Source organism: Pararhizobium sp. DWP3-4, assembly GCF_049898205.1.
Classification (GTDB): domain Bacteria; phylum Pseudomonadota; class Alphaproteobacteria; order Rhizobiales; family Rhizobiaceae; genus Pararhizobium.
In genome coordinates this window covers 620,396-635,904 of the sequence record NZ_JAFCXF010000001.1, presented here as the reverse complement: position 1 = coordinate 635,904, position 15,509 = coordinate 620,396, and the positions used below count along the sequence as shown (strand labels likewise).

The following is a 15,509-nucleotide window of genomic DNA, read 5'->3' as shown; positions in this document are numbered from 1 at the left end:
GATGATCTTGGAAAGCCTATTGCGGCCGCACACCCGGCAATGCTTCAAAATTAAGCCCTTGCTGCGGGGTCGGGATGACCGGCGACTGCTCGGCGGGCTGTTGTAGAATCCCACCCTGAGGTGCAGCTGGATCGACACGTTGTACACCACCGCCCGTCGGATCGAACGGCAAAAGGCTCTGGTTCCTTTGTTCATCGGTCTTTCGGGCAGCGTCTTCGGCCGCCTTGGCAGCTGCGGCCTCGTCCGCCGCGTTTTTATCGGCGAGCGCCCGTGCATCGGCCTCTGCCTTCTGCCGCGCAGCCGCCTCCGCAGCCAGTTCGCGCCGGCGTTGCTCTTCGATGGCCCGCAGACGTGCCGCCTCGCGCTCGACCGCATTGGCCTTGTAGAGCGCCACCTCACGGCGCAACCGCTGTTTTTCAAGCACGTTTGCCTGCAGCGTCTCGACGCGGCGGCGTTCGCGCTCAAAGGCTCTCAGCGACAGGAAATTCGACATATCCGTGGCGTCGAATGTAAGGCCCGGCGAATGCAGAAGTCCGGCATAGTCGAGGCTCACCTGCGCCTCGGCGCCCGTAAGCGCTTCCTCGCCCGGGCGGAAATCGACCGCAACATCCGCAGTCATCCGTTCGTCGGGAAAGCTGATTTCCAGATTTCCGGAAAGATTGGCGCCAGCATCCCCTGCAGTGACGTTCTGCGCCCGCAACGTGCCGCCGGCAATGCTGAACGGCACCGTCACCGCCCCCAAAGCCGTCTGCCCGGCGAGAACGGCCTTTTCGGCCAGCGGCCTGACCGAAGCCGGCGTGATATCGCCGTCGATCCGATCTGCCGCTGCCATGATATCCGGCAGCGCGGCGCTATTCAGGCCATGAACGATCGTATCGCGCAGCGTCGCCGTCCCCGAGCCGCTTGCCGATTCCGCCATGGCCCGTGCCGTCTTGCCCGAGGCCTCGACGGCCAGCGTCAGATCGAATTTTCCCTCGGCAACGGCTGCACCGCCGGTTTTCCAGACCGCAGCAGCCAGATCGCCGTCCTTGAGGTTAAGCCGGGTCTGGAAAAAGCCGGAGCCATCGCCGTTGCCAAGCAGCAGGCGGCCATCGATCCTGCCGCCCAGCCAGCTGCCGGCGATCGTGTCGATCGCAATCTGGTCGCCTTTCCAGGCAAGCTTGCCGGACATATCGGAAACAGCCCCATATATACCCGGCCAGAAGCGTTTGGCGGAGATATCGACAGCCACATCGAGCCCGCTCCAGGCCGGCTGAACCACAGGCAGTTCGGACAGATCGCCGCTTGCAGCGTCCTGCACGGGGCCAAGAATGCCCTCGCCGACCCAGGCCATATCAAGCGTGTCGAATGCAATCTGGCCGGTCGCCTTGCCCGGCATCTTCCGGTCGATCGCAAACGTGCCGGAAAAAGCGTTGCCGTCCGCCTTGCCCTCGATCGATGACAGGCTGACGGCATCGGCCGTCGTCGCTACATCCGCCTTCACAGCCAGCGGCAGGCCGGTTCCCATCTGCGGCAAACCGATCCCCTGCAACAACAGGAAGGGCTCGAAATCCTGGCTTTCGAGCGAGATCTTCGATTGACCGGACAAAAAATTATCGCGCGAAAGATCAATATCGCCGTTGGCCGAAAGGGCAGTGCGGGCCGTCGTGAACGTCAGGCTGGCATTGGCCTTCTGGCCATCGGTACCCTGCAGCTTTACCGACAGGATGGCATTCTCGTCCGCGTCGAACGGCAAGGGATCAAAACCGACCTGGCCGAGCAGAACCGGCGTGGACGGGTTTTCCATCGTCGCTTCCAAGAGGATGCCCTGCCCGGCAAGGGCCTGCGCGATATCCGGTGCCTGATAATTGGCGGCGATCTTGGTGCCGTTGGCCGAGCCGACAATACCGAATGTCACCGGCGCCTTGCCGTCCTGGCTGCCGGCGGACAGCGTCAGGTCCAGTGCCGTATTGCTGTAGTAAGGGCCGCTCTTCACCAGCCGCTCCAGCGCCGGATGCGCTTCGGCATGGCGCTCGATCATCTTAAGGAACGGGGTAATATCCGGCGAAGCCAGCTTCATCTTGGCCGAAATCACCGGCGCAGTCATTTCGCCGCTCATCCGGCCCGACAGAGCCAGCTGCGTGCCTGCAATATCGCCGATCGATACGCGCTCCGCCTGCAGCTGCCCGTTCTTCAGCGTTGCCACCAGCTGCACGTCGCTGGCATCCTCGCCGAAAGCGGAGAATTTATCCGCCGAAAGGTCCGCCGCGATCGTATGCGACAGCAGCGTCGCGGTGGAGGCGTCGCCGGCCACCAGACCGGCCAGCGCCTGCAGCGCTTCCAGATCGATGCTGTTGCCGTTGAGTTGTAGCGACAGGTTCGGCGGCGCGCCCTCGGGTGCCTGCCGCTCGATACGGCCGCGCAAGACAGCAGGACCCGCCGCCACCTCCAGCCGCTCGAACTGCTGCAAGGTATCCGTCAGGTTCACCGTCGCCGAAAAACCGGCGGTCTTCAATTTGCGGATCGCTGGATCGACGGAGCCCGCAAGCCAGGTCGCCAGACCCGAAGGCTGGTTGGACGCAACCAGCATCTCGCCGCGAAAGGCGCGCAAGCCTGTCAGCTGCAACCGCCCCTTGGCCTCGAATTGCGTGCGGCCGGGCAGTTGACCAACGGCATTATCGACCATCCAGCCTGCCCCGTCGGGCCGCAGATCAAGCCTTACGTCACGCACGGTCGTATCGCCGATGACGATGGCCGGCAGTTTCAGGCTCGCCCGGCCCGGTACCTGCGGGATTGGAATATCTGCTGCGATCGCCATGATTGCCGCAAGTCTCTGGCGCACCGAAAAAGCCGGGTCGCGGCCGGTCTTGCCGGCAGCACCTGCATTGCCGATGCGGCTGACGTCGATCTGCTGTCCGTCGGCCAGAAGCAGAAATTCCTGCTCCTTGCCGGTATCGAGCGTCGCCTCGCCAGTCACCAGATAGGGGTCGTCCTTGGGACCGATCTCCAGCCGGTAATCGGGCACGCGAATGCGCTCATTGGTCAGCTCGAACCCGCCGGTCACCCTTAGGGCTGCCGATTTGTCCTGCGCTTTCTGTGCTTCCGCCGGCTTGTTTTCCGTCAGGGTAAACTTGCCCTGGTACACAGGCTTGAAATCGACGATCTTCAGGTCACCGTCGAGCTCGACGCCGAAGGGCCGCTTGTCAGGCGTCAGGCGCGACCGGAGACCGAGCGAACCGGTTTCATCTGCCTGGCTGCTGGAAAAGGCAAAGCTGCCGGCTTCGCCGTCGAGCGCCGCACGGCCCTCCACCTTCCAAGGGCCGGCCAGCGAGCGGGCCGAAAGATCGGCCTCAAGCCCGGTGACGTGCCGTGTACGGCCGGTCTGCTCGTCGATGAAATCGATCTGACCGCCGGTGATGGCGACGTTTTCAAGGATCACGGTCTTGGCGGGAATGGAGGCTTTGCGGCCCCGCGCCCAATCCAGCGTGCCATCCGGCAACAGGCGGATTTTCGCCTTGGGCTGCTCCAGCCGCATGTCGAAGATCAGCGCTTCGCCGGAGAGGAAGGGAGCAAGCTCGGCATCCATGGAAAAATGCGCGACCTGGATCAGTGGTTCGCCGGTTTCCGACTGGCCGACACGCACGTCATTGAGCGTCACAGAGGGAAAGGGAATGAGGCGGGCATCGACGCTGCCGTGAACGACCACAGGCTTGCCCATGATCCGGGTTGCCTCGCGCTCGAAATCCTTGCGGAAGTCGGTCCAGTCCACGAACAGCGGCGCAATCAGCGCGGCAAACAGCGCCACGACCAGAAGACCACCGACAAAAACCAGAATTCGCGAAAGCACCAGTTGAAAGCCCTATCCCATTCTACCGCAGAAGATAGCGCCCTTATGGGCGTCTACCACTCCTTACCATCCAGCCGTCATTTTCACATGGCAAAAATCTTGCCGGGATTGAAGATATTGCCGGGATCGAGCGCCCGCTTGACCTGCCGCATCAGATCCAGCGCATCGCCGAGTTCATCCTGGAGAAAAGGCATCTTGCCCTGGCCGATGCCGTGCTCGCCGGTGCAGGTTCCATCCATGTCCAGCGCCCGCCTGTTGAGCCGCGCGACAAAGGCCTCCGCCTTGGCAATGTCGGCGTCGTCCTTGTCATCGAACAGCAGGCCAACGTGGAAATTGCCGTCTCCCGCATGCCCGACGATCGGCGCGATCAGCCCGTGTGCGGCGATATCCTCATGGGTCGCCTCGACACAATCGGCAAGCCGCGAGATCGGCACGCAGACATCGGTGGAGAGGATGGCCAATCCCGGCGCCAGGCTCTTCTGCGCCCAATAGGCGTTGTGACGTGCCTTCCACAACGCATTGCGCTCCTCGGTATTGGCAGTCCATTGGAATTGCGAACTTCCGAACTCCGCGGCAATCTCGGCAAACTGCTTGGATTGCAGCGCGACACTTTCGGCGTTTCCATGAAACTCGACGAACAATGTCGGTGCTTCCGCAAAAGCCAGCCCGGAATAGGCATTGCTCGCCTTCATCTGCAAGGCATCGAGCAGCTCAATGCGCGCCACGGGAATGCCAGACTGGATCGTCAGGATCACCGTGTTGCAGGCGTCCCCGACCGATGGAAACGAGCAGACGCCGCCGGCGATCAGTTCCGGAATGCCCTGCAGCTTCAACGTAACGGAGGTCAGGATACCGAGCGTGCCTTCCGCCCCGACGAACAGACGGGTGAGATCGTATCCAGCCGATGATTTCTTGGCGCGGTGAGCGGTGCGGATTTCCCGACCGGCTGCTGTCACCGCCGTCACCGCCAGCACATTGTCCTTCATCGTGCCGTACCGCACCGCGTTGGTGCCCGAAGCCCGGGTGGAAGCCATGCCGCCGATCGAGGCGTTGGCGCCGGGATCGATCGGAAAGAACAGGCCGGTATCGCGCAGATAGACATTCAGCGCTTCCCGGGTGATCCCCGGCTGGACGGTACAATCGAAATCGCTGGCATTGACCTCCAGCACCTTGTCCATGCGGCTCATATCGACGCTGATGCCGCCATGCGGCGCGTTGATATGGCCTTCCAGCGATGAGCCGGTACCAAAGGCAATCAGCGGAACTTGGTGCTCGCTGGCAATCGCCACGATCGCCTCGACCTCGGCCGAACTCTCCGGAAAAACGACGCCATCTGGGAGCTGAGCCGGAATATAGGTGGTCGTATGCGCGTGCTGGCCGCGAATAGCTTGCCCGGTCTGGAGTCGATCGCCAAACCGTTCGCTCATCAACTGCAGTGCTGCAGCTATACCGGTTTCGTTGCGGATACCCGCCTTGATCGCTTTCAGCGCCATATCTCTCCCCCGAACGACCGCGCCGTATCGCGGAAATTCTTAGATTTCAACGCTCTACTGTGCAAATCGGAATCACTTTGTCCAGAACCTCATCCGGTAAGTGATGGGTTTAGCAAAGAATTGCGACAAAGTGAGACAGTCCGGACACAGGGGAGAAATAGCCTATGCACCGGCGTAGAGGCGGACGCAGAAGATGACGGCAAACGCCTGGTTTGCCGCCGAGCCTCTATTCGGCGGATTCTGCCAATGGCAGCGTCTCGGCATGTTGCATCTCGTTCTGCAGCCGCCGCTCCTCATCGACTTGCGGCTTGGTGAACCGGGCGATGACCAGATAGGCGACGGGTGTCAGATAGAGCGTCACAATGGTCGCAAGCCCGAGACCGCCAACCAGCACCCAGCCGAGCGCCACACGGGCTTCCGCACCAGCGCCGCTTGCCAGCACCAGCGGCACCGCACCGACGATGGTGGCGATCATCGTCATCATCACCGGACGCAGCCGGATATTCGCCGCGTTCTCGATCGCCGAGCGCAGGTCCTCGCCGCGGTCACGCAACTGGTTGGCGAATTCAACGATCAGAATGCCGTTCTTCGCCATGATACCGACCAGCAGCACAAGCCCGATCTGGCTGTAGATGTTGAGCGTATTGCCGGTGAGCAGCATGGCAAACACGGCGCAGGCAAGACCGAGCGGCACGGTCGACATGATGATCAGGCCGCTGATCAGGCTTTCGAATTGCGCGGCCAGCACCAGGAAGATGATAACCAGCGCAAACCCGAAGGTGACGAACATGCCATTGGCATTCTCGTCCAGGGTCGCGGCTTCTGCCAGCGGCACGACGCGCGAGCCCGGCGGCAAGAGCGGTTCGGCCATCTGCTCGACCATGGTCAGTGCATCACCGAGCGCGATACCGGAGGTCAGACCCGCCGACAGCGACACGGAACGAAGCTGCTGCTCGCGCGACAATTGCGGCGCAACGGCCTTTTCCTCGACTGTGGCAATGGTCGACATCGGCACGATCTTGCCATCGCCGGTCTTCAGGAAGATATTCTGCAGGTCGGTCGGATCGTTGACGGGATTGGTCGTCGACAACAGTTTGACCGGATAGGATTCCCCCTCGACATACACGTCGAGCACGCTGTTGCCATCAAGCATGGCCTGCAGCGCTGCCGACAGGCCGACAATATCGATGCCGAGATCGGATGCCCGTTCGCGGTCGATCGTCACCGACAACTGCGCCTGGTTAGCCTCGTAATTCAACCGCACGTTTTCGAAACGGCCGCTATCTTCCATCTGCCGCACCAGCTTGGACGCGGCATCGCCGAGCTTGGCATAATCATTACCAACCAGCGCCACCTGCAGGCCGTTGCCTGCACCGCGAATGCCAAGGCTGTTCGGCTGGATCGGGAAGGCGCGGATCGAGGGAATGTTCGACGTTATCTTGGTGATATCGGCCGAAATCTGCTGCTGCGTGCGATCGCGGTCGCTCCAGGGCGCCAGCGTCAGCACCATGAAGCCGGTATTGACCGATCCGCCTTGGCCGGACACGGAAAAGACATTGGCAATCTCCCCATTGTCGACCAGCGGCTTCAGGCCATCCTCGACCCGGCGCATCTGGGCCTGGGTATATTCCAGCGACACGCCCTGCGGCGCCTGGATCCGCACCATGATGCGCGAGCGATCCTCCGTCGGCGTCAGCTCGGATTTGAGCAGCGTGAAGGCGCCGCCGCCAGCAGCCGTCACGATGATGGCGACCATGAAGACGATCAGCGGCGAATTGAGGCAGGCCCGCAGCGTGCGCTTGTAGAATGACGCCGCAAACGCGCCGATCCGGCCCATGAAGCCGGTATGGCCATGGTTTTCGGCATGCGGCTTCAGCATGCGCGACGCCAGCATCGGGCAAAGCGTCAGCGACACGAAGGCGGACAGGAGAATGGCGAAGGCCAGCACGAAACCGAACTCGCGGAACAGCCCGCCGGTCTGCCCCGGCAGGAACGACAGGGGCACGAACACGGCGGCAAGCGTCGCCGTGGTGGCGATCACGGCGAAGAACACTTCAAGCGTACCGTGCACGGCGGCAGCACGCGGCCCCATGCCCTCGCCGCGCCGTCGCACGATGTTTTCCAAGACAACGATCGCGTCGTCCACCACCAGCCCCGTCGCCAGAACGATGGCCAGAAGCGTCAGGATATTGATCGAGAACCCGGCCATGTAGATCGCAGCGCAGGTGCCGATCAGCGCGATCGGCATGGTCAGCGTTGGGATAAGCGTTGCCCGCCAGTCGAGCAGGAACATGTAGATGACCAACGTGACGATGATGACCGAAGCGGCCAGAGCGATCTCGACTTCGTGGATCGCGCCTTCGATGAACACGGCGTCATCGCTGGTGACCTTCAGCTGCGTTCCCTTAGGAAGGATTTCGGCGATGGTGGTCACGGCCTTCTTCACGCCCACGGAAATATCGAGCGTATTGGACTGCGCCTGCCGGATGATGCCAAGGCCGATGCCCTGGCGGCCATCCGAGCGCAGCGATGATGTGCCGATATCAGGCCCGAGCGTCACCGTGGCGATATCGCCGAGGCGGACATTGTTGCCGAGAATGAGGTTTTCGAATTGTTCCGGCGTCTGCAGGTCGGCAGTGGCACGCACCGAAATATCCTGATTGGCGCTGGTGAGCGACCCCGCCGGTACGTCCAGTGATGCGCTGGCAAGGCCGGTGCGCAGATTGGCGACGGTCAGGCCGCGGCTGGCAAGCTTGGACTGATTGATGTCGATGCGGAAGATCTTTTCCTGATCGCCGTTGATCTGCACGTCGGCAACGCCCTCGACGGCGGCCAGCCGGTCGGTGACCTCGTTTTCAGCCAGAAGCGTCAGGTCTTCCATCGACAGCGTATCCGACGTCAGCGCCAGCCGCATGATCGGCTGGCTGTCGGCATCCGCCTTGACGATACGTGGCTCGTCGGCATCTTCCGGCAACTGGTTGCTGACCCGGCCAAGTGCATCGCGGATGTCGTTGGAGGCCTGGCCGATATCGGTCGTGTCGGAAAACTGCAGCGTGACGCGGCTCTGCGCGTATTGCGAGGTCGAGGATATATCCTTGATACCCTGCACGCGCGAAACGGCACCCTCGATCACCGAGGTCAGTTCGCGGTCGACCGTTTCCGGCGAAGCGCCGTCGAACTGTGTGTTGACCGAAACCACCGGCTGGTCCACCTGGGGCAGTTCGCGAATCTCGATACCGTTCAGCGCCGCAAGACCAGCAACGATGATCAGCGTATTGACGACAAGCGCAAAGATCGGCCGGCGGATGAAAAGCGCTGTGAAGCCGGCTGTGCTGCCAGTACCCTTGTGTCCGGAACCACCGCTCATTTCGCTGCCTCCGCCTCGGAAACCTTCTGTTCCTGGTCGGCCTGCTGCGGTTTCTGTTTTTCTTGCCGCGGCTCCCCGGCGATGCGAACCGCCCCGCCATCACGCAGCCGCTGTACGCCTTCGATCACCACGGCATCGCCCTTGGCCAGTTTTGCATCGACCAGCACCTTGTCGGAATTACGCTGGATGATCTTGACCGGAACCCGCTGCGACTTCTCGTCCTCGACACGCCAGACGAAAGACCCGTCGGCACTCCACTGGATCGCCAGCGGATTGACCGTCGGATAGGTGTCGCCGGCAAACCGCACCGAAACGGAAAACGACATGCCGGCCCGCAGCGTATCGTCGGGATTGTCGATCCGCGCCCGCACCCGCAGCGTCCGGCTGGCCTGGTCGACACGGTTGTCGATGGCGTCGATGACGCCGGAAAGCTCCGAGGCCGGCAGCGCGATGGCGGTCGCCGAAATATCCTGACCGACCTCGACCTTGGTCGAAAACCGCTCCGGCACCCAGAAATCGACGAGGATCTGCGAGCGATCGTCGACCACGGCGATTGGCGTCGATGTGGTGACGTAGTCACCCGGATGGGCGGTGATGATGCCGACGATGCCGCCAGAGGGAGCCGCGATATCGCGGCGCTTCAAATCCAGTTCCGCCGTCTGCAGCGCCAGTTCGGCGGCCTGCATGGCAAATTCGGCTTCGCGCAGGATGGCTACCGAAACGGCATTACCGAGCTTGCGGTTGCGCTCGACCTTTTCGCGGGCGCTGTCCAGCGCAACCTTGGCCTGGGCCGCGGCAATCTTCTGCTCGTCGCTGTCGAGCTTGGCAACGACCTGCCCCTTCTCGATGCGATCGCCAGATCTCACCAGTATTTCCGAGAGATTGCCGGTCGCCAGCGGCGTGACGCTGACCGAAAGAATCGCTTCGCCGCTGCCGATGGCATTCAGCCTATCGTTGACGACGGCGGTATCGGCCGGCTGCATGACGACAAGCGGCGCACCGCCACCTTGACCGCGCCCGCCTTGGTTCTGGCCACCCTGCCCTTGCGCTTCACCTTGTTTGGCGGCATCCGCAGGTTTCGCAACATAGGCAAGCAGCGTCTCCGGCACGCCGGCTTTGGCCAGCATCGCACCGGCCCCCGGTACGAAGCGAACCCAGATGCCAAGGCCGACGGCAAGAATGACCAGACAGATCAAAAGCTGCTTCCAAAGCCGCATGCAAAACTCCAATTGATTAAGCGGGTTTCGGCCATTCTGGCGCGCGAAGCCCGATATTGCGGCAACTATCTCTTTTTGCTGCACTGCAGGCAATGCTAGAATGGCATCATTACGCAATTGTAACAAAAGCCCTTTTTGGCCCCGCAAGCCCTTGCCCGGACCCGACAAGACCCTGCACTGCCCCTAGCCGCAGACAACTAGCCTAGACAATCGGAGATCTCATGAGCACCATCGCAAAACACCCGGACCCGGAGAGCGATCCGCGCGTCAAAGCCGTCTTCGACGACATTCGCGCGACCCGCAAATCCGACTTCATCAACAATATGTGGCACTATCTCGCTTTTGACAGCGGCCTGCTCGAAAACACCTGGGCCGAGGTCAAAACCGTGATGGCGACCCCATCGGCGCTCGACCCGCTCGTCAAGGAAATGCTTTATATCGCCGTCTCGGTCACCAATGGCTGCGGTTACTGCGCTCATTCCCACACGGCAGCCGCCAAAGCCAAGGGCATGACGGATGAACAGCACGCCGATCTGCTGCGCGTCATCGCGCTTGCCGCCAAGACCAATCAGCTGGCAACGGCCCTGCAGCTTCCCATCGATCCCGTCTTCGATGCCGATCATCGGCGTTGATCGCGGCCAAAAAGCGGTTGTCTCCACAAGCAAGCTGGACATTCTGGAATAAAAGCAGAACGGAATTCTGGCCTTTCGGCTCCGAATCACTACATTGAGCCGCATGAGCAATGGTTTTGACGATATTCCCTTCTTCGATGAGGAACCGGCGCCACGCCCGCAGCGTGGCCTGAGCCCGCAGCCGGCACCGCCTGCGCCCGGCGGCGGCATCGCCGCGCGCGCCATGGCAGCCCGCGACCAGCACCGTATTCCCGATTATCTCTCCGGCCTCAACCCGGAACAGCGCGAAGCCGTGGAAGCGTTGGATGGCCCGGTCTTGGTGCTCGCCGGCGCCGGTACCGGCAAGACCCGCGTTCTCACCACCCGCATCGCCCATATCCTTGCCTCCGGCCGCGCCTTCCCATCACAGATTCTTGCCGTCACCTTCACCAACAAGGCGGCGCGCGAGATGAAGGAGCGCGTCGGCGTTCTCGTCGGTGGCGCCGTCGAAGGCATGCCGTGGATGGGCACGTTCCATTCGATCGGCGTCAAGCTCTTGCGCCGCCATGCCGAACTGGTCGGGCTGAAATCCTCGTTCACCATCCTCGATACCGACGACGTGGTGCGGCTGATCAAGCAGTTGATCCAGGCGGACGGCATCGACGACAAGCGCTGGCCGGCCAAACAGTTCGCCCAGATGATCGACGGCTGGAAGAACAAGGGCCTCGGTCCCGCCGAGATTCCCGAGGGTGACGCCCGTGCCTTTGCCAATGGTAAGGGCCGCGAACTCTATGCCGCTTATCAGGCCCGGCTGATGACACTCAACGCCTGCGATTTCGGCGATCTGCTGCTGCATCCCATTCGCATGTTCCGCATCAATCCGGATGTCTTGCGCGAATATCACGACAAGTTCCGCTATATCCTCGTCGACGAATATCAGGACACCAACACCGCCCAGTATATGTGGCTGCGCCTGCTTGCCCAGCGGCCGAAGGGCGTTCCACAGAACGTCTGCTGCGTTGGGGACGACGACCAGTCGATCTATGGCTGGCGCGGAGCCGAGGTCGACAACATCCTGCGCTTCGAGAAGGATTTCCCCGGCGCCAAGGTGGTCAAGCTTGAGCGCAACTACCGCTCCACCGAGCACATTTTGGGTGCCGCCGGCCACCTGATCGCCCATAATGAAGGCCGTCTCGGCAAGACGCTGTTCACCGACCGCGTCGATCCCAACGACGACAAGGTGCAGGTGCACGCCGCCTGGGATTCGGAAGAGGAAGCCCGCGCCGTCGGCGAGGAGATCGAACAGCTCCAGCGCACGCAGCACCCGCTCAACAATATGGCGATCCTGGTGCGCGCCTCCTTCCAGATGCGCGAGTTCGAAGACCGGTTCGTCACGCTCGGCCTCAACTACCGCGTCATCGGCGGCCCGCGCTTCTACGAGCGCCTCGAAATCCGCGATGCGCTGGCCTATTTCCGCCTCGTCTGCCAGCCGGCCGACGACCTGGCCTTTGAGCGCATCGTCAATACGCCGAAGCGCGGCCTTGGCGACACCACGGTGCGTGCGCTGCACGACTATGCCCGCAAGCGCGACATCCCGATGCTGGCAGCGTCGGCCGATATCATCGAAACCGACGAGATGAAGCCAAAACCGCGCAAGTCGCTGTTCGATGTCGTCTCGATGTTCCAGCGCTGGCAGGGCCTGCTCGAAAACACACCGCATACCGAGCTTGCCGAGACCATTCTCGAAGAGTCCGGCTATACGGACATGTGGAAGAACGACAAATCAGCCGAAGCGCCGGGCCGGTTGGAAAACCTGAAGGAACTGATCCGCTCGATGGAACAGTTCGAGAGCATGCGCGGCTTCCTCGAACACATCGCGCTGGTGATGGATGTCGAGCAGAATGCCGAGCTCGACGCCGTCTCGATCATGACCCTGCATTCGGCCAAGGGCCTCGAATTCGAGACAGTCTTCCTGCCCGGCTGGGAAGAAGGCCTGTTTCCGCACCAGCGGGCGCTCGACGAAGGCGGCCGCTCCGGGCTTGAGGAAGAACGCCGCCTTGCCTATGTCGGCCTGACGCGGGCAAAACGCCGCTGTCACATCTGGTTCGTTTCCAACCGCCGCATCCACGGCCTGTGGCAATCGACCCTGCCCTCGCGTTTCCTCGACGAACTGCCCACCGCCCATGTCGAGGTGTCGGAAGCCGAACAATCCTATGGTGGCTACAATCGCGGCGGCTACGGCCAGTCGCGCTTCGACAAGCAGGAACCCTTCACCAACACCTATTCCACCCCCGGCTGGAAACGCGCCCAGGCCAACAAGACCGACGCCACCCGCGACAACTGGGGCAACCGCTCCGGCGTCTCGATCGACCGCATCGGCTACGGCGAGAGTGGCCCCAAGGCCCGCACCATCGACGGCGAACTGATCGCCAAATCAAAGATCGACGAACCCTCGAAATTTGTCGTCGGCGACCGGGTGTTTCATATCAAGTTCGGCAACGGCAATATTGCCGGGATAGAGGGCAACAAGCTGACGATCGATTTTGACCGGGCCGGGCAGAAACGCGTGCTGGACGGGTTTGTGGAGAAGGTGTGAGGATCGGAACTGGATTCTCGGGTCGAGCCCGAGGATTCCCTTCAAGTAACAACAAGATCTCCCGTCGATATCTGTGAATTGCGCCGCTCCTAAAAGCCGACCTCCCGCTGATGACGCACCGCCAAGATTGTTACCGCGTCCTCAGAAAACCGATAACGAGCCACATAACCACTGTCACCAAAATCGATAAGCAGTTCCCGAAACTCTTCCGGCAAGTCTTCTACAGGGCGGCCGAGACGCGGTTGTAAGCCAAGGATACGGATACTTTGCAATATCGCTTCGCCGGCCCGCCGCGCCGCTTGCGGGTTCTTCGTCCGTAGGAATTCACGCAGTCTTTGGAGATCGCGGATTGCGGCAGGAGCAAAGATTACGGTTGGCATTTAGGTGCCGGCACCTCATTTTCAGTGCCCCAGCTCGACAGCCATTTTTCAACGTCTTCGGCGCTGGCATGCAGGCCGGTTTGCTGAAACTCTTCCCAGGCCTTGAGGGTTTCCTCGCGGAAGGCTTCGCGCCTCTCCTCGCGCTCGACATATTGCGCGATCGCTTCGTGCATGATCCAGTGAGATGTGCGGCGCCGCGCGGTGGCCAAACTCTGCACGCGCTCCTTCAGCTCATCCTCAAGTTTGACGGATGTCGCCACTGCCATTTGCCATTCCTCAATACCAGGTAATACCTCCCACTACTTTACATGAGAAAACACCAACCGCATAGGCAAAGCGAATGTCTGGCGCCAGGACACCTCTCATCGCCCCTGAACAGCCATGTCCAACCCTCCTCCTTAAGGGAGGGCAGATAAGGGTAAGGTCACTCGACCACATAAGGCGCCCTAATGCCCGCTCACCCGCTCCGGCTGAGCCACAATCGGCACCTCGTTACCTTCCGCATCAAAGAGCTTGCCACCCTGGAAATAGTCGCCGTCGTGCAACTCCGAAATGTCCTGGTAGCGCAGGCTGCGTTCCGTGCCCGCGACGAACACCGACTGCTGGTCGGAATTGCCTGTCCTGAAATAATTGAACAGCAAGTTGAGCGAGATCGCCATGATCGCCGAGGACGAGATGCCCGAGTGGAAGATCGTTTCGAACCAGGCCGGGAACTGATGGTAGAACTGCGGCGCGGCGATCGGGATCATGCCGAAGCCGAGCGAGGTGGCAACGATGATCAGGTTCATGTTGTTGGCGTAATCGACCTTTGACAGCGACCGGATGCCGCTGGCGGCTACCGTGCCGAACAGGACGATGCCGGCGCCGCCGAGGACCGATGGCGGAATGGCGGCGATGACCCGTCCCATCACCGGCAAGAGCCCGAGCGTCACCAGGATGAGACCGCCGGCCGCCACCACATAACGGCTTTTTACCCCCGTCACCGCCACCAGCCCGACATTTTGGGCAAAGGCGCTCTGCGTGAACGAGCCGAATACCGGTGCCAACAGGCTCGACAGCATGTCGGCGCGCAAGCCGTTGCCGAGCCGTTTGGAATCCACTTTCGTCTCGATGATTTCGCCGACGGCGAGAATATCGGCCGAGGTTTCGACAAGGATGACCATCACGACGATCAGCATCGAGATCACAGCCGCCAGATGAAACACCGGCAAACCGAAGTGAAACATCGAAGGCAGTGCAATCAAGGCCCCCTCACCGACCCTGGAAAAATCAGCCATGCCGAAGAACACGGCGGCGATCGTTCCGATGATCATCGCCAGCAGGATGGAAAGCCTGGAAATCGAGGCACTGCCGAGTTTGCTGAGCAACAACACGACGACCAGCGTCAGCGCCGCAAGGCCGATATTGGCCATGCTACCGAAATCAGCCGCATTGCGGCTGCCGCCCATCGCCCAGTTGGCCGCCACCGGCATCAGCGTCAGCCCGATCGTGGTGATGACGATGCCGTTGACCAGCGGCGGAAAGAATTTTGTCACCCGTGACAGGACCGGCGTGATCAGCAGGCCAACAAACGACGCCACCATGACGGCGCCGAGCACTGCCGGCAGTCCGCCCGCCTCGCCGCCACCGCCGAGGATTGCAACGATTGTTGCGACGCTGGCGAAGGACACGCCCTGCACCAGCGGCAGCTGGCAGCCGAAGAATGGCAGGCCGATCGTCTGGAGCAGCGTTGCAAGACCGCCGGCAAACAGCGACGCGGTGATCAGAAGGCCGATCTCGGCCGGTGAAAGACCGGCGGCCTGACCGACGATCAGCGGCACGGCGACGATGCCGCCATACATGGTCAGCACATGCTGCAGGCCGTAGACCACAGTCGCGCCTGCCCCTAGCCGCTCGTCCTCCGGCCTGATCACCGGCGCCGTCTCAATATTCCTCTGTAGCAAAACCACTCCTCCCAGAACATGTTCATGCTTCCACGCATTTCTCCCGAATGCACGTCGTCAAACCATAGCGGGCCGG

At 61.7% G+C, this 15,509-nt stretch carries 9 protein-coding genes; 2 read left to right on the top strand and 7 right to left on the bottom strand.

The features are described from left to right. Positions 1 to 16: 16 nt before the first annotated feature. The 4 genes from ACP7E6_RS02930 to ACP7E6_RS02915 form a co-directional block, all read right to left on the bottom strand. Entirely contained in the window at positions 17 to 3,826 is a 3,810-nt protein-coding gene (locus ACP7E6_RS02930; protein WP_426227735.1) for an AsmA-like C-terminal region-containing protein, read from the bottom strand. An 83-nt stretch (positions 3,827 to 3,909) separates the two neighbouring features. Then, positions 3,910 to 5,319, bottom strand: a complete 1,410-nt coding sequence (locus ACP7E6_RS02925) for an FAD-binding oxidoreductase (protein ID WP_426227733.1) — start codon at positions 5,317 to 5,319, stop codon at positions 3,910 to 3,912. A 226-nt stretch (positions 5,320 to 5,545) separates the two neighbouring features. Continuing rightward, positions 5,546 to 8,686 (bottom strand): efflux RND transporter permease subunit, encoded by a 3,141-nt coding sequence (locus tag ACP7E6_RS02920; RefSeq protein WP_426227731.1) that lies wholly within the window; start codon positions 8,684 to 8,686, stop codon positions 5,546 to 5,548. Then, on the bottom strand, positions 8,683 to 9,903 hold the full coding sequence (locus ACP7E6_RS02915) for an efflux RND transporter periplasmic adaptor subunit (RefSeq protein ID WP_426227729.1): 1,221 nt from the start codon (positions 9,901 to 9,903) through the stop codon (positions 8,683 to 8,685). The genes ACP7E6_RS02920 and ACP7E6_RS02915 overlap by 4 nt, the downstream gene beginning before the upstream one ends. Before the next feature lie 221 nt (positions 9,904 to 10,124). On the opposite strand from ACP7E6_RS02915, the gene ACP7E6_RS02910 reads away from it, so the two are divergent. Together ACP7E6_RS02910 and ACP7E6_RS02905 are read left to right on the top strand one after the other, a co-directional pair. Next, positions 10,125 to 10,535 (top strand): carboxymuconolactone decarboxylase family protein, encoded by a 411-nt coding sequence (locus ACP7E6_RS02910; protein ID WP_426227727.1) that lies wholly within the window; start codon positions 10,125 to 10,127, stop codon positions 10,533 to 10,535. A gap of 103 nt (positions 10,536 to 10,638) precedes the next feature. Continuing rightward, on the top strand, positions 10,639 to 13,110 hold the full coding sequence (locus ACP7E6_RS02905) for an ATP-dependent helicase (RefSeq protein ID WP_426227725.1): 2,472 nt from the start codon (positions 10,639 to 10,641) through the stop codon (positions 13,108 to 13,110). Between the two features lie 89 nt (positions 13,111 to 13,199). Here ACP7E6_RS02905 and ACP7E6_RS02900 read toward each other — a convergent pair whose 3' ends face one another. The 3 genes from ACP7E6_RS02900 to ACP7E6_RS02890 form a co-directional block, all read right to left on the bottom strand. Continuing rightward, on the bottom strand, positions 13,200 to 13,490 hold the full coding sequence (locus ACP7E6_RS02900; protein ID WP_426227723.1) for a type II toxin-antitoxin system RelE/ParE family toxin: 291 nt from the start codon (positions 13,488 to 13,490) through the stop codon (positions 13,200 to 13,202). After that, positions 13,478 to 13,756 carry a CopG family ribbon-helix-helix protein gene (locus ACP7E6_RS02895; protein WP_426227721.1) on the bottom strand — a complete coding sequence of 93 codons (279 nt, stop codon included), beginning with the start codon at positions 13,754 to 13,756 and terminating at the stop codon, positions 13,478 to 13,480. Before ACP7E6_RS02895 ends, ACP7E6_RS02900 begins: the two co-directional genes overlap by 13 nt. 180 nt (positions 13,757 to 13,936) lie before the next feature. After that, the gene (locus ACP7E6_RS02890; protein WP_426227719.1) at positions 13,937 to 15,433 is read right to left on the bottom strand and encodes a nucleobase:cation symporter-2 family protein; all 1,497 of its coding nucleotides are present in this window, start codon (positions 15,431 to 15,433) and stop codon (positions 13,937 to 13,939) included. Positions 15,434 to 15,509: the final 76 nt, after the last annotated feature.

What these genes read in the sequence shown, in the direction of transcription:
- ACP7E6_RS02910 (WP_426227727.1), top strand. Translation starts at nt 10,125, where the DNA reads ATGAGCACCATCGCAAAACACCCGGACCCGGAGAGCGATCCGCGCGTC.
- ACP7E6_RS02905 (WP_426227725.1), top strand. Translation starts at nt 10,639, where the DNA reads ATGAGCAATGGTTTTGACGATATTCCCTTCTTCGATGAGGAACCGGCG.
- ACP7E6_RS02920 (WP_426227731.1), bottom strand. Translation starts at nt 8,686, where the DNA reads ATGAGCGGTGGTTCCGGACACAAGGGTACTGGCAGCACAGCCGGCTTC.
- ACP7E6_RS02900 (WP_426227723.1), bottom strand. Translation starts at nt 13,490, where the DNA reads ATGCCAACCGTAATCTTTGCTCCTGCCGCAATCCGCGATCTCCAAAGA.
- ACP7E6_RS02925 (WP_426227733.1), bottom strand. Translation starts at nt 5,319, where the DNA reads ATGGCGCTGAAAGCGATCAAGGCGGGTATCCGCAACGAAACCGGTATA.
- ACP7E6_RS02915 (WP_426227729.1), bottom strand. Translation starts at nt 9,903, where the DNA reads ATGCGGCTTTGGAAGCAGCTTTTGATCTGTCTGGTCATTCTTGCCGTC.
- ACP7E6_RS02895 (WP_426227721.1), bottom strand. Translation starts at nt 13,756, where the DNA reads ATGGCAGTGGCGACATCCGTCAAACTTGAGGATGAGCTGAAGGAGCGC.